Here is a 22005-nt window from a genome sequence, read left to right as displayed (position 1 = left end):
CGGAGGTTTTTTATGCCCGCAGTCCGACCCGTCCCTGTCAACGCCGCCTTCGTCGACGAAGACATGCGTCTCTGGAACGCATACAAGCGCGTCCCGTCGCCCGACAACCTCGGCAAGCTGCTGGACAGGTTCAGCGGCGTCATCAACAACCAGGTCAACAAATGGGCCGGGCCCATCCCGCGCGACGTGCTGCTCAACGAGGCGAAGCTGCTCACGAAAAAGGCCCTGGACAGCTACAACCCGCATTCCGGCGCCGCGCTGGCCACATGGGTGACCAACTCCCTGCTCCCCCTCAGCCGTATCGTCTATACGCACCAGAACACGGTCAGGATGCCCGAGAACATCACCATGAAGGTCAACACCTATAACATGGCCGTAGACCAGCTCACGACGGTCCTGGGCCGGGAACCGACCACGGACGAACTGCATGACGAACTCGGTTGGACTGCTTCGGAGATAACCCGTTTCCGGGACTACAACCGGCGTGACCTGCTGGAATCCGGCCCTGCCGTTTCCGGCGACTTTTTCTCCGCCAGTGACGATGCTGATGACGACATGCTGCTGTCCGGCATCTACATGGAGCTGACCCCGGACGAGAAGCGTCTTTTCGAACACACGACAGGCTTCAACGGCGCCGCCGTGCTCTCCAACGCGGAGCTCCAGAAAAAGCTCGGCATCACGCTCTCGCAGCTCTCCTACCGCAAAAACCTCCTGCGCAGGAAGATCGAGGGCATCATGGCCCGCCCCGGCATCCGCCGCAAATTCGCCTGACCCGGAGCCATACATGTTTCAATCCACAGTCGGCCTGTTCTAACCGTTCCGCCGACTGACTCCGCAGCCGACGGACAGGGGTCGTGCGGATTGCCTCTTCCTGAAGGGGGAGGTTTCAAACCACTGAGGAATTTTTGATGAGCATCGCCTCAGCCACAGACATAATCAAGTACCTGGGCTCCATGAGCTCCATGCTGTCCAAAGGGGACAGGACGGCCTCGGGGGAAACGGACGACAAGACGCCGGAAGAGCTCCCCCAGAAGGAAGGCATGACCGCCCTCTCCACGGACGGGAGGGCCATCGCCAACGCCGTCTTCACCTCCGTCCACGCCAAGATGCCCGCCGAACTGCTGGCCATGTCCGACGCCTACGACGCCACGCAGGCCTGCACCCGCATGGCCAAACTGTATAACCGGGACCGCAAGGATTTTTATGACCTTGCCTCCAGGGACCTCGATACGCGCAAGTCGCGTCTCGCCTACAAGCAGGGGCTGATCCTGGCCATGCTGTCCGGGACGAAGGAAGCCAAAGCGGCCCAGACCACGACGGAGGGATAGGCCGTGCTCGACCTCAGATTGTACAACCCCACGGGCAACTACACCGACCAGACGAATTCCAGCGAGTACATGCAGCTCGTGCGACCTGAGGACCCATCCGCCTCCGGCATCGAAGTCATTGCCGGCAAGGTCGTGAAATACCTGCTCACCGGCCGGGGCTCGGACGCCTTTGACCCCGGATACGGCGGCGTTTCCATGCACCATACCCAGATCTCCCAGGCGTTCATCCCGCAACTGACGCTCGAAGTCCATGACGACGTACGACGTTGTACCGAATTCATCAAAAGGACCGACGGGAACGACCAGGAGCGCCTGCTGCGCATCAACGTTCTTGACATCCGCTACAACGCCCGTCTGTCCCCGGACAGGGTGGACGTCTACCTGGAGATACTGACCACGAAGAACAACCGCGCCGTCGTGGCCCTCACGACAGACCGGCGCCGTAACTGAGGCTTCCTCATGAGCGATCTTATCCTTTCCAGAGAGCGGTTCGATTCCGCGGTCAACACCATCGTCCAGTTCCTTCGTGACTCCGGCTACTCCGGCTCCCTCGAGGACGGTACCGGCCTGCATGACGCCGTCATCAAGCCCAATGCCGTCATCTACGGCCTGTTCGCCCAGATGGTGGACAGGGCCAGCGCCTACCAGAGCCTCCAGAAAGCCCTGGAGCTGAAGGACACCATCGGTCAGGAGGACTACGACGACGCCGTGGACGGCATCCTGTCGAACTGGTTCGTGACGCGCAACGACGGCAAGCCTTCCTACGGTCATGTCCGCCTCTGGTTCCTGCAACCGGTCGACTTTTTGCAGTACAAAGACGGCCAGCCGGTCGGCACGGCTACAAAACCGGCCACCGCGCCGGTGGTCCCGGCCGCCCCCCTCTCCCTTGTGGCCGACGGTGAACAGGTCTTTACGGAAGACAGCTTCGGCTGCCTGTACAACTCCACGGACAACATCAACGAATACTATATCGACGTCGCCGTGCGCTCGGACGGGAACTCCGACCTTGCCCCGGACGTGACGGATACCGTATCCGCGACCGTCGGCGACATCTACTTCCTGCGCGCTTCGATACCGTCCAAATTCGTCGCCGGTGTCCTGGTGGAAAGCAGCGAGGATTTCATCCGCCGCGCGGAAAAAGCCATCACCACCCGGGAGCTTATCACGGACAGGGCCATCAACACCGTGCTGCGCGAGGAGTTTGACGAGATCATCGACCTCTATGTGGCCGGGCACGGGAAAAAGGAACAGCTCCGGGACATCGTGGATTTTCAGGGTGTGCGCGTCCATGTCGGCAACAAGGCCGACATCTGGATAGCCACGGAGCTCACACGCCAGATGTACGACGTGGCAGCGGACGCCGAAGGATATGTCAGCACCGGCCAGTTTCCTGGGGACGTCTCTGTCGCCGGGTTCTCGGGCGCGTATATCGACGGGACCCCCACCGGTCTTGAGGTCGCCTGCGAGGAGACGCTCTTCGGGAGCGGGAACTACCTGCCGGAATCCATCAGGGTCTCCGGAACGTCCGGCCTGGACAAGGTCACCCTGGAGATCCTTACCGACCCCGTGCTCAACCGGGTGAGCGACTTCGTCCGGGCCGGCGGGCAGCGTGTCGTCTGCTACGACCCCCTGGTGAAGCACAAGATCCCCCTGGTGCTGCGCCCCGTGCTCGATGTGACGCTCGTCCCCCTGCAGTCAGGCTACTCCGAAGAAGAGCTGGCTGATATTTCGACCCGCATCCGGCTGGCGGCCACGGACTACGTCTCCAACCTGGTGAAGACCGGCGCTCCCTGGGTCGCATCCGAACTGGTGGCCGCCGTCCACGACGCTGTGGATGCCGTCCACAAGATCAGGCTGCCTGTGGTCTGCAAGGGCTCTCTCTTCGATCCGCTCAACGGCAAAGTCCTCCGGTTCGACATGCCGGACAAGTTCTCCGTCGCCGATATCACGGAAACCCATTCGGCGCAGCTTTCAGACAACACGGTGCAGCTCTACACCGATGAGGGGCTCGTGACCGTGAATTTCTCCAAATCGTAAGGGGGCCGGCGTATGGCGATCATCCCGTACAAGGCGGAAGGTATCTCCCCGGATGTGGCCACCCACCTGCTGGAGATCAGCGACCACTCCCTTCAGGCCAGATCCATGCTTACGGCCCTGGGCGACTACTGGACGGCCTACTACCGGGACCTTGTCCCGGTCTCGCTTGCCGCGTCCGGGAGCATGGCCGCTGTTTCGAAGGAATATACGCGGCTGCTGGATCTCGTTCGGGCCTCGAACATCCTGGACGTGCCCATCACGGATGCAAGCCAGTTCGAACTGCTCGTCATCGACGCGGCGGACCTGCGTGCGGTATACACGGACGAGTACAGGACGGAGGTGGCCTGCTACGAGGTCGATTTCCCCGGTGTCGTCGACACGGCGTACCTGACCACCTCCCTGTTCGAGGCTCCTGTCGTCCTGGAGCGCGGCAGGCACTTCGATGTCATCCCCGGCAAGGGCTACCGCTTTTATGTCGACCTCTTCGGTGACAGGGGCATCGCCGATTACTCGTACGAGCTTGACATCAGCGGCCGGAAAAAGATCCTGCTCTGGGCCTGTGACCTGGCCCTGTCCAGCACGGTCATCTACAACCGTTACGGGCGGTTCCTGTACCGGAAGTCGAATGACGGCGAGCAGTACAAGTGGTTCGTCTCGGCGCTCATGCGCTTCTATGCCAACGCGAAGACGACAAAGAGCATCTCGGATGTCCTCAACATCATGTACGGTGTCCCCTATACCCGGTACAGGGATGAGACCATCGTCGACAGCTACTACGTCAATGCCGACCTTGAACGCGGCATCATCGACGAGGCTCCGTACATCTGCATCGAAACGGACAAGTCCAAATATTACACCTATGCCTTTTCGAAGCTGACGGCAAAGCCTGGCGATACCGTGCCGCAGTTCACGCTGCTGGCCACGTTCAACGAGGTACTCGACTACGTCAACGCACCGGGATGGTGGGAACACTCGATATTCCCCGATGCCCTGCTCGATGGGAACAGCGGGCTGAGCCATGAGCAAAAGATGGAGCTCATGGACAAGGTGCTCAAGTACAACACCGTCTATGTGAAGATCGGTGTCTCTTTCGAGACGTACCAGACATATCTCAGACAGGTCCGGGAATTCCACAAGATCATTGAGTCCGGATTCCCCGTCTATCTCTATCCTCTTGTCGAGCCCCTGTTCCGGGCCCTGTTCGTCGACACGGAGAAGGCCGAGGATGGCGACAACGACATGAATGCCGACATGGTCATGGCGTCGGCATACGACTACGGGCACTCGCGACGCTTCGACGGCGTCTATTATTACTACATGGATCCCCACATGGCGCATGGCAGGGACGCCGTCGCCGTCCCGATGCGCTTCGACGGCGGGCAGTCGTATACCTGCGCGCCGGAAAAGCAGCTTCGCCACCAGGAGACCATCACGGGCGCGGCCTTCCTCAACGGGACGATCCCTTACGATACAGGCTGGGACCTGTCCCACGACAACACGAGCGACATCCTCGAGATACTCGCCCGGCACAGGACCATTGAGGATACCTACTCCTGGGATACGTCTCCCTACCTCGACCGGTACGTCGTCCTGACCTACTCGGGCATGACCCATGCCGACGGTACATACCGCTTCGGCGAGAACCACATGCTGTTCGGCAATGACATACTGGACGGCGGGCATGTGTCGTTCGGCGCATACGCGGATGCATGCATGCCAACGCATGACGACTTCCGTGTGACAGTCACCAGAAGACCTTAAGGGGAAGGCATCACCCGCCCAATATTTAGCAACGTGAATCCACCATAGAGGCTACCATGTCTGCTAAATTTTCCATCCTGGACAAAACGGCCCCCCTCCGGGGCGTCTTTTCCATGCGGGTCATCGACCGCTCGGGGAAGGTCATCCGCGAGTACAGCGATCACAACATGATCGTGAACACGGCACGGGAAGCCCTTGCCAGGCTGGTGAGCGAGGGCGACCAGTCCAAACGCATCACCCGTTTCGCCGTCGGCGTCAACGACGAAACGCCTACCCCTGCGGATACCGTCATCACGGGCATGTATCGCAACGCCATCGTGGGGCATGATTTTCCGGAACCGGGCGTCGTACGGTTCAGGTGGCAGCTTGGCTATGAGGAGGCCAACGGCATGAATATCGTCGAGTACGGCCTGCTGTGCGACGACGACAGCCTGTTCGCGAGGAAGACGCGCGAGGCCATCTACAAGGCGAATGACATCGCCGTGGACGGCGAGTGGTCCATCATCTTCTAGGGGGCCCAATGGACGTTCTGAAAGAGTCGCCGGTCTGGGTCACGCCGGTCTACGCCATCGAGCGCACCGACCCCGTCATGGGCGGGGAATTCGGTATCAACAACGTGCAGGCACGCCAGCTTGCCTGGCGTACCCAGTATCTGCGCGCCCTGCTGGCCATGGACCACCAGCCGGACGGATCCCACCTGCTTTGCGAGCACCACATCGCCCGTCTGGCGGCCATCGCCGAAAGCAAGCTGCGCCTCTCCGTGCCTACCGGACGGATACGGGAGGGCATCGACAGGCTGGATGTCATCCTGGCCGGTATCAAACAGGGCCTGGACAGCATCTCGGGCACCATGGGCACACCGCTCAGGGCCATCTATGACGCCCTGATGATGTCCTGGGAGTACGGCTACACCCGCTACGCTTTCGAGCTGTTCACGGACAATTTCTCCCTGCGCGACGCATTCCAGGATGTACGGGTCATCGAGACCATCGCCGGTGACGATTCCATCGACCTGGAAAACACGGCCACCATCGCTTCCGGGGAAGCCTACCTCATCATCGACCGCACGACCGGCATGCAACAGCAGGTGACCATCAAGGAGATCCTGACCGAGCGGCGTGTGCTGCTGCACGAGATCATGCAGTTCTCCACGAACGATACGGCCGTTCTCACCAAGAGCGCATGGAGATATGCCGGGAACAAGGCGGAAGCTGATGCCGGTGCCACGTACATGACCGTGCTGACGACGCTGCTCGACGGCATCGAACAGGGCAGCCTCATCATCAGCCACAAGGAAGACGTTCGCTTCATGGTCGAATACCACCGGGAAAGCGACAGCCCCACCGACTGGACGGAAGTGCCCTGTACCCGAACCTATATGGATCAGGTCAGTGGCGATTACCGTTCCATATACGACGTCCCCGGCGGGCGCCTGGCTTTCCGCATCACCGCGCTGGGAGACACCGGCGTCGACCACATCGTCTTGATGTCCACCACGACGGGCGTGCTGCCCAGTACCGTGCGCACCCCTGTGGTGATCGCGCCCGACTTCAGGCTGCAGCGCTTCGGCGCCCTGTACGACGCGAAGCATGCCGGCACGGAGATCCAGTTCGCGCCGGACAACTACTTCGCCGACTCCGTCGAGACCGTGACGCTCCCGGCCTCGAGCGACCCAGCGCCTGTCTGGGGCCTGGAGGACACCGTGCTCGCCGCGCATCCCGTGGCCCCCGGGGAGTCCGTATGGTGGCGCGCCCGCTACAGGGCGGACGATGGTAATGTGTCCCTCTGGTCGGAAAGCGCCCAGTACAGCCGCGGAAACATGGAGGGCGGCGATGCCTGAAAAGAGAGCAATGCCTGAGAAAGCGATGCCTGAGCCTCAGATCTCATTCGCCGTTCCCTGCGAGCCGGTGTGGGATGAATACATCCGCCAGCTGGCCATCACGGACAGGGTGCTGGGCTACGACCCCCTTACAGGCGAGGACGGACCATCGAACATCCAGTGGCTCCAGCTTGGCAACCGTACGCTGTATCTGAGGAAGTTCCTGGAGACCGGACACAGCCTTGAGGGGCATCATGCCCTGAAGGACAAGGACTTCAAGCCGGGCATCAACATCCCGGAAGACCGTCTCGCCCTGGACCACGGCACGAAGGATCTGTATACGGCCATCGGCAAAGTCATGCTCACCGCCGAAGAGCTTCGTACCCGCGCCGACATGATGCAGGACGTGAGCCTGTCCTTCTCCGGTGCCATGATACGCCTCATCCCGCTGAGCCAGGAATACTCCGGGAACCGCAGTGCGTACGAGCTGTTCACGGACAGCGTGACTTCCATGCACTTCATGTCCACGAAACTGCTGGGAGAGATCGATGGCGACGAATCCCTGGACGTTGAAAGCACGGCCGGTCTCGAAACCGGCAAGTCGTACGTCGTATGCGACGAGGATGGCGGCAGGCCCGAAGAAGTCGTCATCATGTCCATCCTTACCGACAGGCGCATCCGCTGCACGGAGCGCCTGCACATCACCCGCGATCGTGGCATCTTCGCATCAACCAACCTGCTGGCGGATCCGGATAGCCTGACCGGCGCCGTGGCCAACGGTGACTTCACCTACATCTCGAAAGAGCTGGACGTGCTGGCGGACGCCTCTTCGGGCAGGCTGATCGTCTGCCGTGACAGCGGTGAGATAACGGCAACGGCGGAATACCGCCTGGCGGGAAGCTCCGTATGGCGCACCGCCGAGCCTCTCCCCGGACGTGAATACTCCGACGGGACGGTGGACGACAATTTCGCCCTGCCGCAGGGCACGATGACCATCCGCCTGCGCTACACAGGCGGGACGTATCCTTTCAAAGTCCGGTACATCGTCGTGCGCCCCGTGGTCGCTGTGACCTGGATCGAGGACATCAGGCAGCCGGAGATCTTTTCCGCCTCATGTCACGACGGAAATATAACCATCAGGGGAAGCAAATACGGAACCCTGTATGGAATCCCTATAGCGTACATGGAAGCCACCGTGTCCGCATCCGTGTACATGGGCGATGACGATTACAGCGTCACCATCCCGGCGGAAGACATGGAAGACGGGAGCATCACCTTTCCCCTGCCTCCTGAGCTGGCTGATGCGCCTGCTCTGTACCTGCGCATCCGGCATGCCGACACGGAAGGCAGCGTCTCCCGCTGGTCCGATATCTACATCCACATGGATCCCACGGTGTAACTCATGGCAGAGATTCGAGAAAAAGCCCGCTGGGTGGATGACATCTACCGCATCCAGAAGACGGATGCCATCCTCGGTGGCGAGGACGGTGTCATCAACATCCAGCCGACGCAGATAGTCCAGCGTACCGCTTTCCTGAAACAGAGCGCCGAGGCCGAGCACACGGAAGGCGGACGGCATCAGGTGACCAACGACATGGTCGCTGACGACGCGGCCATCGACGAGAGCAAGCTGCTGTTCGAGGTGCCGCTGAAGACGGTCACCCTGGCGCTGGAAGGAGCCACGAAAGAAGTCGGGGAGCTGAAAAAGGACGTCGTCGACGTCATCGGCAATGACGGCATCCTCATCCACGGCCTGACGAAGACGGTCCTGCTGGACTGGAAGTACGCGGACTTCGGCTTCGAATTCGAGATGTGGACCGGTGACCTCATCATGCGGGACATCGAAAACCGCACGGTCACCTGCGCGGTCGCCGACGACGACAGCGTCGATGTGACGGATTCGTCCGGTCTGCGCCGGGGCATGCGCCTGCTCATCTCCGACGGCGCCAGCGCCGAGGAAGTCGAGATCAGGGAGCTGCTGGACAAGGGCCGCATCATCCTCAAGGACGTGCTGAAGAATACCTACCGGACACCGGCGATCCTCGGCTACACGGACTGGGAGATCGCGGAAGGACTGGCTACGGGCGCCCCGGGAGCCGTGTACTACTCCAAGATCACGACCGTGCTGGAACAGTCGCCGCGCGGCACGCTCGTCATACGCCGTGACACCGGTTCCGGAAAGCTGGCCGTCCAGTACCGTGACGGCCGCGTTTCCGGCGCGTGGAAGGACGCCACGCTGCACAAGGTCTCCATGACGGCCGATGAGCAGTGGTTCGACGAATATTACCTTGTCGACGGCGGATTCACGCAGCTGCGTGTGGCCGTCACGAAAAATGCTCCCGGCGTGCGGGTGAAGCACATGGCCCTGTTCTCCACCCCGGTGAAACAGAGCGTGCGCACCATCAGGACGCCGGACATCACGAGCCCCACCCCCAACCAGCAGGTGTTCCGCGACCTGCTGGTGCTGGACAACACCGGGTACTTCAATGCCTATCGCGACCCGTTCACAAAGACGGAATACCGCATCTCTGACAAGGCCACGGGCACGCCTGTGGTCACGTTCACTACCGGCAGACAGGCACCAATAGACCTGATCGATCAGGGCACGCTGCCGGTCAACGGCGCATACACGGTCGCCTGCCGGCACCAGTCCGATATCGGTGAGTGGTCTGCCTGGTCGGAGCCCACAGACTTCAGCCTCGTCCCGATCGAGGTCTTTTTCGGCTTCCTGGGCGCCCTGCGGGCGACAGGCTTCAATGATGCAAGCTTCAACACCCTGGCGGCCGACCGTATACGGTTCGGCTTCTACGGCGCGGAGAGATCCGCTGGTTTCGGCGCCGCGTTGTTCACATCAAAACTTGAGGATTAGACATGCAGGCAAATGTCATCTGGGCGTCCGAAGCCCCGAAAAACAACGTGGCCGCCCCCAGCACCGACAAGCAGAAACAGGGCTGGATCAAGGAAGTCCCGCCCCACGAGTGGTTCAACTGGTACATGAACCGTACCGACAGCCGTCTGACACAGCTGGAAGAGCCGTGGACGGCGCATATCTTCACGTCCGCGGCCGGCTCACGCGAAGAGGCCATCCCGGCGAACGAAAAGTTCCAGCTGCCTGCGAAATACATCGTGGGCGCCGGTCAGATCCGCGTCTTCCTTGACGGCATCCTCTGCGAGGCCGGGGAACGGGAACAGTATGTCGAGGCCGGACAAGCCGGAGACCTTTCGGACTACATCCGCTTCAACGACACCATCGACCCGTCCCACGACATACGGATCGAGATCCCGGTAAGCGGGCTCCAGAACGCGGGCATCCTCGACGGGACCATCGTGACCGTCAAGGACCTCATGCGGCTGATCGTCCAGTCCGCCATGCTTGATTACGGCCTGGGCGTGATCACGGAACGCGCCGATTCCCTGCCGGGTACCCGTCTGAAAGAATACGCGGATGGCGATACGTATACCGTTCCCCAATACCTTGTCGGCGGGAACGGCCTGCAGGTGTTCGTGGACGGCCTGCTGTGCGTGCGCGGCGTCGATTACGACGAGGCCTCCGGCAGCGACGGCGACAGGGCCACGACCATCACCTGGCGCCGGGCCGTGCCCGTCACGTCCACCGTCTCCGTCATCTGCCGGGACGTCCGCGCCACCGTCATCCAATAGGACTTTCGTATGGCCACCTGGTCGACCTCCGATATGAAAAAAGACGGGCAAACCGGCTGGCTTGTCCGTCTTTACGAAAAAAGTGTCAACGGCGTGCGGGAGTTCGGTCTGCCTTCGGAGCACTCCCGGGGAACTATCGCCGTGCGCCTGCCAACTCTGGCCGAACAGGCGCGAACCATGCGTTACCGTGACCCGCTGCCGCCCGGGAACAATGTGCCCAGTGGAGTGATCGACTTTCTGGATTGAGCTGACAATCCGGCACCATCGCGTTAAGGTTTGCTGGTTTTCCGTTCTGCCTAATGCACAGGCACAGTGAAAAAGTCCCCGTACATCCTTGCCAGCTCGCAGGCCGAGTCGGCGGGGAAGGTGACGGTATACGCCACACAGTCCGAAGGGATCTCCACGACTGTCTCCGTATACGCCAGGTCGATCATGCCCTTCGGGACGTGCAGGTCGTCCAGACGCTCAAGGACGAGCTTCTCACCGTAGGCGAGCACCAGGGCGTTGCGCAACCGGACGTTTCCGGAATACGGCCTGGGGAGCTCCTCGCCTATGAAGTCGAACGCCCCCTTCTTCATGTCGCACATGACCAGCACGAGCTTCGTGCGGGAGTCCTGACATTCCTCACCGTATCCTTCCCGGGATGAACCATGCGTATGTCCGTTCAAAGACATTTATTTTTCTCCTTATACAGTTCCCTGTTTGGTTCCGGTTTCAATTTTCTTTAAATATCCCGTATTTTTCCCTGACGGATGCCGCGATCTCCAGCCGTGTCCTGAGCAGATCACTGCCGAAATCCGCTTTCGCGGCCTTTTCCGGCCCGACAACATACCAGGCGAGTTTCGCCAATGACCACGCGTCACAAACGTCTGACGTCAGCTGTTTTTCAGGCAGCTTCAGCAAGTCCGGGCACTCTTTTCCAGCGCGTTCCATGACGCTTTCCTTCCCTGCCCTGCCGTCTCCCGTGCCGAATTTTTTGTTCACGGTGGGGGCCACAAAAATTGGGATACCGCCAAAGACATCGAGCAGGCCGGCCTTGAGGATGCCGTTGAACTCGGCAAGCGTGTAGGCACGGTGGACGCTCCCGAAGGAGTAGTCCTCGTAGGCTATGGCGGCTATGGAGAACGCCGACAGGAAATCGCGGATGCCGGACGCCTGGGCAACGTGGCGCCAGATGTCGTAGGCCTCTTTCCCGGGGCTAAAAAAATCACGTCCGTTGACCGCGGCCACCAGCCGCCCATCCCCGTCCAGACAGACGACGCCGGTATTGCGTGACGAGGGGTCGATGCCGACAAATATCCGATTGGCATCAGGCTCCATGCGCGCCCCCCTGTACGAACTCACGTTTCGCACCGGCGCCGTGCCAGTAGCCGCGATTCCCGCACCGGAAGCAGTACCAGTCATCGTAGGCCTGTTCCCAGGCCATGGCACCACACTTGCGGCATGCGGCATACGGCGTGCGGTCATGCACCTTCCGCGCCGTGTGCCGTCTGTGTATGCGCTGGAAGACACCTGCGAGCCTTTCACGGTTTTCTACCTCTCCATCAGCTAAAATGTCTCCAGGCTCGCATGTATCCCTACACACTGTCTCGCACTGTTCTATGCACGAATTTGCATATTGTGCGGCAACTGTTTTCTCTTCCAACGCAAAGCTCCTAAACAAGTATGGCGAAGTCAGACAGAGATTGTCCGCCATCCGTTACTTGTTTAGGAGCTTTGCAACAATATAAGTATATTAACCTGTGATCGAGGTGATGCCGGCCATGAAGTCATCGTAGGACTCGTTGCAGTCCTTGTACTTTTTCACGCGCCGGAACATTTCCTCATTGGCGCAGGCAGGCATGCCTTTTTCGTCAAGATACAACGCAGCGCCCAGGAGCTTGTCGAGCCATAAGCCATGTTTGCTGTTGATGCGCTTCACATAGTTGATATGCCCGCGCATGATCTGCCGGAGCTTTCCTACTTTCATGCCGTCGAACATGAAGTCCCTGAGCTGGATACCCTCCTCGGACATGAACCGGTCGGCCGTGCACTGCCCCCCGAACAGGCACCAGTTGAACAGGATGGCCCGCAGCCTGTCGACGACGACCAATTCCACGCGGGCTTCGGCATTGAGGACGACGCCGAGGAACTTCTGGTTCTTCACCGGATTGGAGTCCGTGATGCAGTTCCATTTGTGCGTACGGAACCCGCCGCTCCTGAACGTCTCCCTGACGAATGACTTGAATTTGTCCGTGAATCCTTCCGGAACCCCGTCATGCAGGAAAAGCGCGATATTGTCACAGTAGCGGACATAGGTCGCACGCACATCCGGGAACTCCGATCCAAGCCATGCCCTGATCGGTGTATCGAAATAAAAATGCCCGACGATGTTCGAGATCGCCGGGCTCACGGGGCTTCCCTGCTGAAGCGTACAGCGCCCTTCCCTCCTGACAACACAGTATCTGCCGACCAGCCTGGCTCCGAGCGTGCGGAACCCGCATCCACGCAGGCACTCCTCGATGTGCCGGAGCGTCACGTTGTCGTAATACTTCCTGATGTCAAAGGTCACGAGCATCCTCGCATGGGGGATCTCCCGTATCCGGTCCGTCGCCGAGACTCCGGTGCGGTATGCGAGGGCGCATTCGTTGCCTGGAAGCGCATCGAAGAGCGGCTCCACAAGCGTGGTCAGCCTGCTCTGGATGACTTTCAATGCCCTTCCTGATTTGTACACGGTACGGTCACCGAGCCTTATCTTCGTCTGAAGTTTGTCCCTCTCCCGCAAGGCATACGACAAGGTCCCCGTTTTCAGACCAAGCACAGCGGCAAGATCGTACCAGTTTTCAATGTGGCTGACGGGATTGGCCGCCCCACCGGTGATATGGGTTCTCGTTATTTCCACGACGTTTTCCCTCACAGGATGGAATGTTTTTCCGAAGTGTTCGCACTGATAGCCCGTTCGATATCCGGCATCTTGATATCCAGATTACCGAGTACCGAATGTAATCTTCTCTGATTCTCCATCTTCGGAATTATCTTGCCGAAATAGATGAGATCAATAATCTCAAGATCATGTATTGATATTTTTGGTTTTCTACTCCTTGAGTATGTCACACCATCAAATTCAATTCCGTATGGTTTAAATCTGTATCCGTCGAAATTAAGCGGAATTACAAGATACTTGTCCATAGAAAAAATTATGAATCTGTCTCTGACTTCATCTTTCAATGACCTTACAAATCTCCATGTCACACCTTTCGCCACGGTAAAAACAGGACTAAAATCAAGAACGCTGTCCTTGTTTTTTTCATACATATCAACATCTATGAATGTAAGTGTTATTTTCTTTCTATTTATCCTTCCTTCAAAATCGTCTGCATTAAATGTCACTTTTGTGTAGAGCACATTCCTTTCATCATTTGATGTTGTTCCCAAAAATATATTTCTGCACGATTCGAACCTTACAAGCCTCGTCTCAGGCTGTTGTTCATCAAGACATATGTCGATTGACTGGAGCATGGGATCACCTCCGTTTAGTATTTTGTTGTACAAGCCCATTGCCATCACTTGCTTATAACAAGCAATCGTTGAAAAGACGGATTCCCGACGGACAATCTTTCCCCAAATATCTCCAAAAATCCGGGAGTTGCCATGTCCACAGCAAAACAGCATTCCGCAGTAAAACAGCATCCCATCGTTGACCAGCGCACGGACCGGTCAGGCGCGGCGTTTGTCAAGATCGCCAAACGTCTGGATGACCAGGATCTGGCCGAAGCCGCCATGAACACCCTTTTCAGCATGGAGCGTCCGGAGCCGCTGGACAAAACGGCGAGCTTCCCGACAGACACGCCTGAAGACACCATACTGAGCCGCATCTATTTCGAGGGGCAACGCGAGAAGATCGCAGCCGACCTGGCCGGGAAGATCGATGAACGTCTCAGGACCTTCGAGATCCTGCACGGTGTGAGCGTCAACGCCGCCATGCGCCCCCTGGAGAAGAAGGCCGCCGCCGTCTCCGTGATCCATGAACTCCTGCCCCAGTGCAAAGTTGCCTGTGAAAGCGAGCTGGTTCAGGCCGGCAAGGATTTTTCCACCGGATACCGGCAGCTCTCCGGGCGTGACAGGGTGGCGTTCGCCCAAAATTTCCTGAAGGTGGCGTCCGAAATGGGAGCTGACGTTCCTGACGAGGTCAGGCTGTACACCGGAGTACATGTCGTCCCGCGTGAGGACATGGCCGAACAGATCCTGCTGCGAAAGGTGGCCATGGACAGGATGGGTGAGGACAGCTCCGGCTATGCCGTCCTTGCCTCAGAACTGCGTTCCTGTGATGTGACGGCGTTTTCCAGGGACGACCTCATGAAACTGGCCGGGGCTGTCTGCCTGGCCGACGAAGCATGCGGTCTTGAGCGGGGAAGGTTCAGCCGGAGCATCCCCGATGCCTGGCACAGCGTCATGCGCCTGAAGACGGCCGGGGAACTCGCGTCTGAAGCGAAGATGGCCGCCGATGACGGACGCAAAGCCGAGGATGTGGCCAGGGCCATGGACAAATCCGACATCATCGGCCGCTTCGGCCCCGGAGTGCTGGAAGAGGTTGAAGATGGGGATGGGCGGATAGATACGGAGCGCCTTGCGGAACTCCTCGAGCTCTTCGGCGGCGCGCGCCCGACGGAGACCGAAGAGACGGAACGGGAGAGGAACGGCGATGCCCAGTGAGACCACGGCCCTCATGCGGGAACGCGACCCCCTGCTGGCCGCGCATCCCTTCGACATCTACCTGGCATGCGACCACGTCTTCGAGAGTGACGCCTGGCTCTCGTGGGAGCCGGAGACCCTGCTGCTTGAGCTGCGCTCCGATGTTTCCGACGCCGCCGTCGACAAGCTTCTTGCCGTGCAGGCCGTGGCCGCCAACAGCGGGGCCGTGTTCGAGTCAGCCGCCGCCTTCGAGAAGACCGTCAACGCCTTCGCCAACAACATCTGCGTGATGGACGTCATCCAGCCGCCGGAAGTGGAAGAGATGTGTTACGCCGTCGACCAGATCATGAAGATCTTCCACGCCGTCCACGGTGACATGGCTTGCGGTTTCACGGGCGAGGTGCCCGGCTATGTGGCGAGCGTCGCCCGCTTCCGCGACTGGACCATCCTGCCCAAAAACCTGGCCTTCGCCCAGGACATGCTCGACGAGCTCACAGGGTTGCGGAAAGATTCCAGATTACGGAAGGAGCACGGACACATCCTCGACGTCATCAGCGATTTCGCGAAGAATACGAACAAGGCCGACGCCGAGAGTTTCCTTGCCGACGACAGTATCAGGATGCTGGAAACCGACACGGAAGCCACGCTGCTCGTACGCCGCATGATCGGCGCCCTGCTCTACGATCCTACACTGCCTTACGCCCGGACGGATAATGCGACAGGTACAGACTGATTACACGGTCGCCGAGATGGCGCAGAAACTGCTGCGCCTTCAGGGGGAGCCGTATTCCCTGCGCAACTACCCCATGTTCGTGCGGGTATTCGATTCACCACACCCCAGGCGCGTCATGCGCTCCGGGCGCCAGGTGTCGAAAACGACAGTGATCGCTTCCGACATCATCACGCGCGTCACGACGTCCCCCTACAAGCAGGTCATCTACTGCAATTCGTCCGCGGCACAGACGGCCTCGTTCTCGACATCGAAGCTGAACCCCATGCTGCAGCAAAGCCCCTATGTGTACCACAACCTGCTGAAGGGGAAGGGGATCATCGACAACGTCTACAACAAGTTCCTGTCCAACTACGCCGAGATCATCATGAGCTATTTCTCGGAATCGGCCGACCGTGTCCGCGGACGTTCCGGGCAGGACATGTACCTCGACGAAGTCCAGGACATGCTCTGGGACGCCATGATCGACGCCGAGGAATGCCTGTCTGCGGCCCCAAGTCCGCGCTTCACCTATGCCGGGACGAGCAAGAGCCTGAACACGCCTCTGGAGTTCCTCTGGGGGGAATCAACGCAGAATACCTGGTGCATCAAGTGCGAGGGCTGCAATACATGGAACAGGCCCTCGCACGAGAACATCGGCCTGAGGGGGCTCATCTGCAAGAAATGCGGCCACGCGCTCGACACGTTCTCAGGCGTATGGATACCGTTCAATCCAGGCACGGAGGACAGGAAACCTTTCGCCGACGGCTACTGGATACCGCAGATCATCATGCCCATGCACTGCAACTCCGAAGAGAAGTGGAAGCGCCTTCTGGAAAAGCGCGAGGTCTACTCGGAGGTCAAGTTCGACAACGAAGTCATGGGCCTGCCCAACGGCGAGGGCACATCGCCCATCACGCCGGAGATGGTACGGGCCATGTGCATCCCCTCCCTGCCCCTTATGGACAGGTTGTGCCCCGAGAACGGGAGCGGCGCCAGGTTCATCGTCGCCGGCATCGACTGGGGTGGGGGTGGCGTCCTGGGCGTGAGCCGCACCGTCCTCAGCATCTATGCCTGCTACCCTGAGCAGCCCCTTTACAAAAAGATCTTCGGAAAGATCTACGGCGAGGGGGAGCCGGCCAACCATGTGGACGACATCGCCATGTGGCTTGTACGGTTCGGCGTCCACATGGTCTGTGGCGACCACGGCGGCGGCAACTTCGCCATGTCGGCCCTGTCCGGCAAGATACCGGCCCACATGCGCCTTATCCCGATCATGTATTCCGATGCCTCGGCCCCCTACAAATGGGATGAGAGGTCCATGCGCTATACCGTCAACAGGACGGCGATCATCGACGCCTTCTTCATGGATATGAAAGCGGGCTATGTCCGTACGTTCCGCTGGGAGGAGTTCGAGCCGTTCGCCAGGGACATCCTGAATATACGGCAGGAGGTCATCGGGGAAGATCGCGGCGTGAGCAAGCGTGTCTGGCGGCATGGTCCGGCGAATCCTGACGACTCGCTCCACAGCATGGTCTTCGGCTGGTTCGGATGCAGGGTGTTGAGCGGTCGCATGGGATTCACGGCCACCGTCTGACGACCGGCTAAAAACAAAAGACCTCGACGTATTTGGGGCCGGTACGACAGTATTGTCGTACCGGCCCCTCTGATTTTCGGACCGTTCTGTATCCTCTTGGGATCACAGAGGCGCCAGGGCGAAGGCTGTGAAGCCGGAGCCTGGTCGCCGTCGTGATCCGAAGGCCGGCAGGTGTCGCGGTTTCCGCGACCATGGTATGGCAGTACCAAAGCAACGATCCGAAAGCCTGTTCACGGACATTTCCTGTGTGCGCATGCACCCCGGCCGTATAAGCTCGCGCAGATGTCCCGCAGGGACTCGGAGCGGCTTATTCAGGCCTGGACTGAACATTGACCGGGTTTCCCGGCCCGCACGTTCCCGAAGGATCCGTACTTGCGAAATGCCGTTGATGTATTCCATGTTTCCTGTGCTCCATCCAGGTCGGAGGATCTGAAGTTCCCGATCGCTCCGCGATCAGGGACCTTGTGTGGACAGGTTTCCTGTCCAGGCCGAACGGCTTGCGAAACATTGGATTACATACGGGAGATGGAGATCACATGGTTGAGGTTGCACAACGAGCTTTTGCCGCTGCGTACCTCGGTGACTTCCACCCACCCGTCCTTGAAAGTGATGCGACCGGAAAGGATCGCACCATTCGCCAGGTAGACACGCACCTCTTTGCCCTCGAACTTTTCAGCCAGACGGGAAAAGGTGTCTTCTGATGTTTGTGCTCGCACATTCACCTCATTTGTCCACCATGCCACGAACGTGGAATGACCGGCAGGCTTCCTGCCATTCCGTCTTCTTATAACATGGATACGACGATTTTTTGACTATTCGACGTTGCCATGCGTATCCCCGTAATTGGGGCCCTTGCCGACATCGTACTTCCACTGCACGGGTAACCAGGGAGCACGCTGTGCCGTATTCTCCATGATGATCCTGTCCAGCTCCTTCTTGACCCCGTCGTTCCCCTTGGGAAGCTGGAAAGGAAGCGAGTCGTGGACAGTAAGCAAGACACGTCCGCCAAGCGGAAGGAGCCATTTTTGCAAGTCGATCAAGTTCGACATGACGAGGTCTGAAGACGTCGTCTGGATACGGGCATTGACGCCCTGCCGTTCGAACCGTGACATCTGCGACCGGCTGAACGCCGCGATGGCGAAACGTCTGAGCCTGCCTGTGTACGTCCAGGTGAATCCGTACCTGCGGATCATCCTTTTTGTCTCTTCGATATACTGACGCACGCCTGGATACGTCTCGAAGAACTTGTCCAGATACTCCTGGCATTGCTCAATTGATTCATCAATACGGAGCTCACTCCATAATTGCTGTTTGAGCCTGTCAGGACTCATACAATAGATTGTCAACCTATTCCCGTGTTACCACAGGGGTTGGACTATACCTTGTATGGCTGTCACCATACCGCACCGTATTGCGCCTTACGACGCCGCAGCCGCTTCCGGTCTGGAAACGCTGTCAGTCTCTGAACCATTTGAAGGTGTTCCCACCAACTCTGGCTGCTGATTGCCCTTCTTTGTCCATACAAAGTTAGGGTTTCCAGCAATTGAGTGCGTTTTACTTCGGCAACCGTTTACCGAAATTGCAATATGTTCACGCCGGTTCGTTACGCCGACGCCGCCCTTTCGAGCAGCTGCATGTTGCCATGCAGATCAGACTATATCTTTGCGCCATGACGGCGCACCCTGCGTTTCGAGCCACTTGGCCCTACGCCTTTCGGCTAGTCGTTGAACCTTTTTGCCCTTCTGGAGCAAACTTGGCTGCTGATTGTCGCTGTTCGATGTCCCAGCAATTAACAGGGTTTAGAGAAGGCCAATTCATTAACCTTCTTCGCAAGCTGACGCTTGCGATACTGGTCAGTCGTTTTGTCTTCCTTGTGCTCCTTGATATCATCATATGTATATTCGGAAATACCCGCAGCAGTAAGACAGTGCAGGTCTTTCCCGTGATTGAAAGCTCCAGTGAGAGCTTCATCTTTACTGTACCCCGTCAGCACACGCATCTCCGCGTTGCTGATATCAAGGTCATAGAGTTCATAACCATCACTGTCAGGTATAAACAATGCCTTGAGGTTCAGATTCGCTTCCTTGAGTGCGAACGGGACGTTTTGCAGGTTCCTTTGTGTTCGATACGGGTCGTTACTCCGTACCCGCCTTTTTCAAGGCTGCCGGACATTCCTGCCCGGAGCAGACTATATCATCAAGGGTCTATCTTTTCCGCACCCTTGCGACGCGCTTCCACCCACTTGAGTGTACTCTCTTTCGAGATAGTCGTTACACCTTTTCGCCGTCAGCTTGTTACTGCCAGCAAACTTGGCTCGGTGTTAACCGGTCTGGTCCTTCACCGAATTCACGTCGTTTTACAACCCCTAGCAGGGCAGAGGGTTGGAACTGCTCAGACGATACGTCGCCGTGCCTATCTGGTTGAACTTCGCATGGATGCGTCCATCATACCGGCTCATGTCGAGCCAGTTGTTGATGTACGTATGCAGGCATTTGTCCAGCTTGCGGTAAACCAGCAGGCTGCCCAGAAACGGCAGGTCGAACCGGTCCGACAGTTCTTTGATGGTCTCGGCGTCCGTGCTGGGCGCCCCGGAGTCCGTACTTTTCAGTACGGGCAGTTTCATTTCGTTGAAGAGGATCTTCCCCAGATCAGGCGCGCTCGAACTCGGGTTGAACTTCCGCCCGACCTCCGTGAACATGACGTCCTTTGCTTCGGCTATCTTCTCCACCAGGATGTCCCGGTAAGACTTCGCCTTCTCACGATCCAGCCGTACGCCGTGGTATTCCATGTGGGCGATGCACTCGCACAGCGGAATTGTGATCCTGTCCATGGCCTGGCGGCATGTCAGCGCCGGTACCTTGCGGCCCAGGGATGCCTCCATGTTTCGTACGCGGACGATGTCCCGGACGAAGTCACCATTCTGTGCCTCGCAGATCATGCGCGTCGTCAGGGCGTCGATGGCGGCATATCGCAGCAGGATACCGATATCGGCATCCTCGTACGAGTGCACGCGCAGGTCGTCCGGTATCTCCGGCGCCGGGATGCGGGCCTCTTCCGGCAACTCCTCCTGTGGGACGTTCGCGAGCAGCTTCGCGACGGCCTGCTGGTACTTTTTGGGGATGACCATCTCCCCCCTGAACTTGCGACGTTTCACCTCATGCAGCCCTGTGGTGTCGGCAAGAGCGAGATACCCTTCCGTCACCCAGTCGCTGAGCAGGGAAAGCCGCCGCTCCCGGTCAAGGCCGACCCACCAGTCGACGACCGCCTTGTCGGAGCGCCGCTTGTGCTCCGCGAGCAGCTCGTCCACCCCGGCATCCTTGGCGCCCCAGACTTCCTGAAGATGGGCCTTCAGCTCTTCCTCGTACTTGCCCATGCTCGGGAAGCGGTCACGGGTGATGTCCTTCAGGCTGTACTCCCCCTTCTTGTCCTCATCGAGAACATGCTCGGCGAGCATAACGTCGTATCGGAGCGGGCCGACATCCAGCCCATAGTGGTATTTGAGCCACTGGATATCGAACTTGGCATTGGCGTAGATCAGCGCCACGTCGGGGCTGGAAAGCACTTCCTCCGTCTTCTTCCGGATCGCTTCGGACTCGTCCGCGGTGAACGGGACGGCCCGGTGTTCGAAGGGATACGCGAGGCCGGTATTCCTGGCCCAGGACATGGACACGGCGATGACCCTGTCCTCCTGCACATGGGGCGTGAGGGACGTCGTTTCCGTATCCACCGACAGGCCCAGGGGACGCCCCGTCTCCTTCCGCCGCGCAGCCGCGACCTTCAGGACACCGTCCAGAGCTTCAAGGATCGCTCCAACCGTCGTGGGCGTGCTGATGTCCATTTCCGCATCGGTCATGCCATCCCTGGCCAGAGTAAAGGCTTTTTCAAGGTCCTTCTGGAAGGTCGGCACCAGGCCTGGGGATTTGGCCACTTCGACCACATGGTAGGTGGCGACGACCGGCACCCTGGCGCCGTCGCCGCGTGTGAAGTGGTAGATCCCGCCGCGCATGTCCCGCTGGTTTCCCTTGAATTCCAGGGCCCTGAGGGCATCAGCGCCCATGGCCACGATGACCGCGGGAAGCGTGCGGTCGATGCGTTCACGCAGGTACCTTGAGCAGCGTTTTATTTCCTCGGCCGATATCTGGAATTTCTTCTTTTCGTAGTCATAGGCCGGGCTGCACTGGCACGCATAGGCGTAATCGATGAGCAGCTGGTCTCCCGGGCTCCTTTTGCTTTGCATCGTCTGGATGAGCTTCCTCAGCAGACTGCTGTTTTTCCCCATGAAGGCCCCGTTTTTCACGTCGGTCTCCAGGGGATATCCCCCCACGAAGAGGACATCCGGTTTCTGGAAATGCGCGGCCGCCATCCGCGGCCTGCCGCATAGGGGACATTCCTGACAAAGTGCTGGTACAGACATGAATTTCCT

The 22005-nt window shown here is 59.0% G+C and carries 22 protein-coding genes; 14 read left to right on the top strand and 8 right to left on the bottom strand.

What is annotated here, in order from left to right; translation table 11 throughout:
- Positions 1-12 precede the first annotated feature (12 nt).
- The 11 genes from ACQRCJ_RS02165 to ACQRCJ_RS02115 all read left to right on the top strand — a co-directional run bounded on the left by ACQRCJ_RS02165 (position 13) and on the right by ACQRCJ_RS02115 (position 10851).
- Positions 13-771: a hypothetical protein gene (locus tag ACQRCJ_RS02165; RefSeq protein ID WP_427799273.1), complete on the top strand. Its 759-nt coding sequence runs from the start codon at positions 13-15 to the stop codon at positions 769-771.
- Positions 772-908: 137 nt separating this feature from the next.
- A complete protein-coding gene (locus ACQRCJ_RS02160) occupies positions 909-1328 on the top strand; it encodes a hypothetical protein (protein ID WP_168936384.1) in 420 nt (139 codons plus the stop codon).
- A gap of 3 nt (positions 1329-1331) precedes the next feature.
- Positions 1332-1778 (top strand): hypothetical protein, encoded by a 447-nt coding sequence (locus ACQRCJ_RS02155; protein WP_303934109.1) that lies wholly within the window; start codon positions 1332-1334, stop codon positions 1776-1778.
- A 9-nt stretch (positions 1779-1787) separates the two neighbouring features.
- Positions 1788-3365: a hypothetical protein gene (locus ACQRCJ_RS02150; protein ID WP_168936386.1), complete on the top strand. Its 1578-nt coding sequence runs from the start codon at positions 1788-1790 to the stop codon at positions 3363-3365.
- A gap of 12 nt (positions 3366-3377) precedes the next feature.
- Positions 3378-5126, top strand: coding sequence for a hypothetical protein (locus tag ACQRCJ_RS02145; RefSeq protein ID WP_427799272.1), 1749 nt, complete (start codon positions 3378-3380; stop codon positions 5124-5126).
- 56 nt (positions 5127-5182) lie between these two features.
- Positions 5183-5638, top strand: coding sequence for a hypothetical protein (locus ACQRCJ_RS02140; protein ID WP_168936410.1), 456 nt, complete (start codon positions 5183-5185; stop codon positions 5636-5638).
- 8 nt (positions 5639-5646) lie between these two features.
- Positions 5647-6966, top strand: coding sequence for a hypothetical protein (locus ACQRCJ_RS02135; protein WP_168936409.1), 1320 nt, complete (start codon positions 5647-5649; stop codon positions 6964-6966).
- Positions 6967-6991: 25 nt separating this feature from the next.
- Positions 6992-8344, top strand: a complete 1353-nt coding sequence (locus tag ACQRCJ_RS02130) for a hypothetical protein (RefSeq protein WP_427799271.1) — start codon at positions 6992-6994, stop codon at positions 8342-8344.
- A 3-nt stretch (positions 8345-8347) separates the two neighbouring features.
- The gene (locus ACQRCJ_RS02125) at positions 8348-9814 is read left to right on the top strand and encodes a hypothetical protein (protein ID WP_427799270.1); all 1467 of its coding nucleotides are present in this window, start codon (positions 8348-8350) and stop codon (positions 9812-9814) included.
- A 2-nt stretch (positions 9815-9816) separates the two neighbouring features.
- Positions 9817-10605 (top strand): hypothetical protein, encoded by a 789-nt coding sequence (locus ACQRCJ_RS02120; RefSeq protein ID WP_427799269.1) that lies wholly within the window; start codon positions 9817-9819, stop codon positions 10603-10605.
- 9 nt (positions 10606-10614) lie between these two features.
- Positions 10615-10851 (top strand): hypothetical protein, encoded by a 237-nt coding sequence (locus ACQRCJ_RS02115; RefSeq protein WP_168936405.1) that lies wholly within the window; start codon positions 10615-10617, stop codon positions 10849-10851.
- Between the two features lie 50 nt (positions 10852-10901).
- Here the strand turns inward: ACQRCJ_RS02115 and ACQRCJ_RS02110 are convergent, their stop codons facing one another.
- From ACQRCJ_RS02110 to ACQRCJ_RS02095, 4 genes are all read right to left on the bottom strand, one after another.
- Positions 10902-11279 carry a hypothetical protein gene (locus ACQRCJ_RS02110; protein ID WP_303934092.1) on the bottom strand — a complete coding sequence of 126 codons (378 nt, stop codon included), beginning with the start codon at positions 11277-11279 and terminating at the stop codon, positions 10902-10904.
- A 40-nt stretch (positions 11280-11319) separates the two neighbouring features.
- A complete protein-coding gene (locus tag ACQRCJ_RS02105; RefSeq protein ID WP_427799268.1) occupies positions 11320-11925 on the bottom strand; it encodes a crossover junction endodeoxyribonuclease RuvC in 606 nt (201 codons plus the stop codon).
- A 415-nt stretch (positions 11926-12340) separates the two neighbouring features.
- Positions 12341-13486 (bottom strand): reverse transcriptase domain-containing protein, encoded by a 1146-nt coding sequence (locus ACQRCJ_RS02100; RefSeq protein ID WP_427799267.1) that lies wholly within the window; start codon positions 13484-13486, stop codon positions 12341-12343.
- Positions 13487-13497: 11 nt separating this feature from the next.
- Positions 13498-14103, bottom strand: coding sequence for a hypothetical protein (locus ACQRCJ_RS02095; RefSeq protein WP_427799266.1), 606 nt, complete (start codon positions 14101-14103; stop codon positions 13498-13500).
- Positions 14104-14235: 132 nt separating this feature from the next.
- Here ACQRCJ_RS02095 and ACQRCJ_RS02090 point away from each other — a divergent pair, with 132 nt between their 5' ends.
- From ACQRCJ_RS02090 to ACQRCJ_RS02080, 3 genes are read left to right on the top strand one after another with little or no spacing between them, the layout of a single operon-like run.
- On the top strand, positions 14236-15297 hold the full coding sequence (locus tag ACQRCJ_RS02090; RefSeq protein ID WP_427799265.1) for a hypothetical protein: 1062 nt from the start codon (positions 14236-14238) through the stop codon (positions 15295-15297).
- The gene (locus ACQRCJ_RS02085; protein ID WP_168936207.1) at positions 15287-16009 is read left to right on the top strand and encodes a hypothetical protein; all 723 of its coding nucleotides are present in this window, start codon (positions 15287-15289) and stop codon (positions 16007-16009) included. Before ACQRCJ_RS02090 ends, ACQRCJ_RS02085 begins: the two co-directional genes overlap by 11 nt.
- Complete coding sequence (locus tag ACQRCJ_RS02080) at positions 15990-17582, top strand: phage terminase large subunit family protein (protein WP_168936208.1); 1593 nt, start codon at positions 15990-15992, stop codon at positions 17580-17582. The genes ACQRCJ_RS02085 and ACQRCJ_RS02080 overlap by 20 nt, the downstream gene beginning before the upstream one ends.
- Before the next feature lie 512 nt (positions 17583-18094).
- Here ACQRCJ_RS02080 and ACQRCJ_RS02075 read toward each other — a convergent pair.
- The 4 genes from ACQRCJ_RS02075 to ACQRCJ_RS02060 form a co-directional block, all read right to left on the bottom strand.
- Positions 18095-18298 (bottom strand): hypothetical protein, encoded by a 204-nt coding sequence (locus ACQRCJ_RS02075; RefSeq protein WP_303934081.1) that lies wholly within the window; start codon positions 18296-18298, stop codon positions 18095-18097.
- A gap of 96 nt (positions 18299-18394) precedes the next feature.
- Positions 18395-18913, bottom strand: a complete 519-nt coding sequence (locus tag ACQRCJ_RS02070) for a DNA polymerase (protein ID WP_303934078.1) — start codon at positions 18911-18913, stop codon at positions 18395-18397.
- A 458-nt stretch (positions 18914-19371) separates the two neighbouring features.
- A complete protein-coding gene (locus ACQRCJ_RS02065) occupies positions 19372-19692 on the bottom strand; it encodes a DNA polymerase (protein WP_368491555.1) in 321 nt (106 codons plus the stop codon).
- 255 nt (positions 19693-19947) lie between these two features.
- On the bottom strand, positions 19948-21945 hold the full coding sequence (locus tag ACQRCJ_RS02060; RefSeq protein ID WP_427799282.1) for a DNA polymerase: 1998 nt from the start codon (positions 21943-21945) through the stop codon (positions 19948-19950).
- Positions 21946-22005: the final 60 nt, after the last annotated feature.

Source organism: Desulfovibrio sp. SGI.102 (genome assembly GCF_050314315.1).
Lineage (GTDB): Bacteria > Desulfobacterota > Desulfovibrionia > Desulfovibrionales > Desulfovibrionaceae > Desulfovibrio.
The sequence above is the reverse complement of the archived record's forward strand: the minus strand, read 5'-3'. Positions and strand labels throughout refer to the sequence as shown.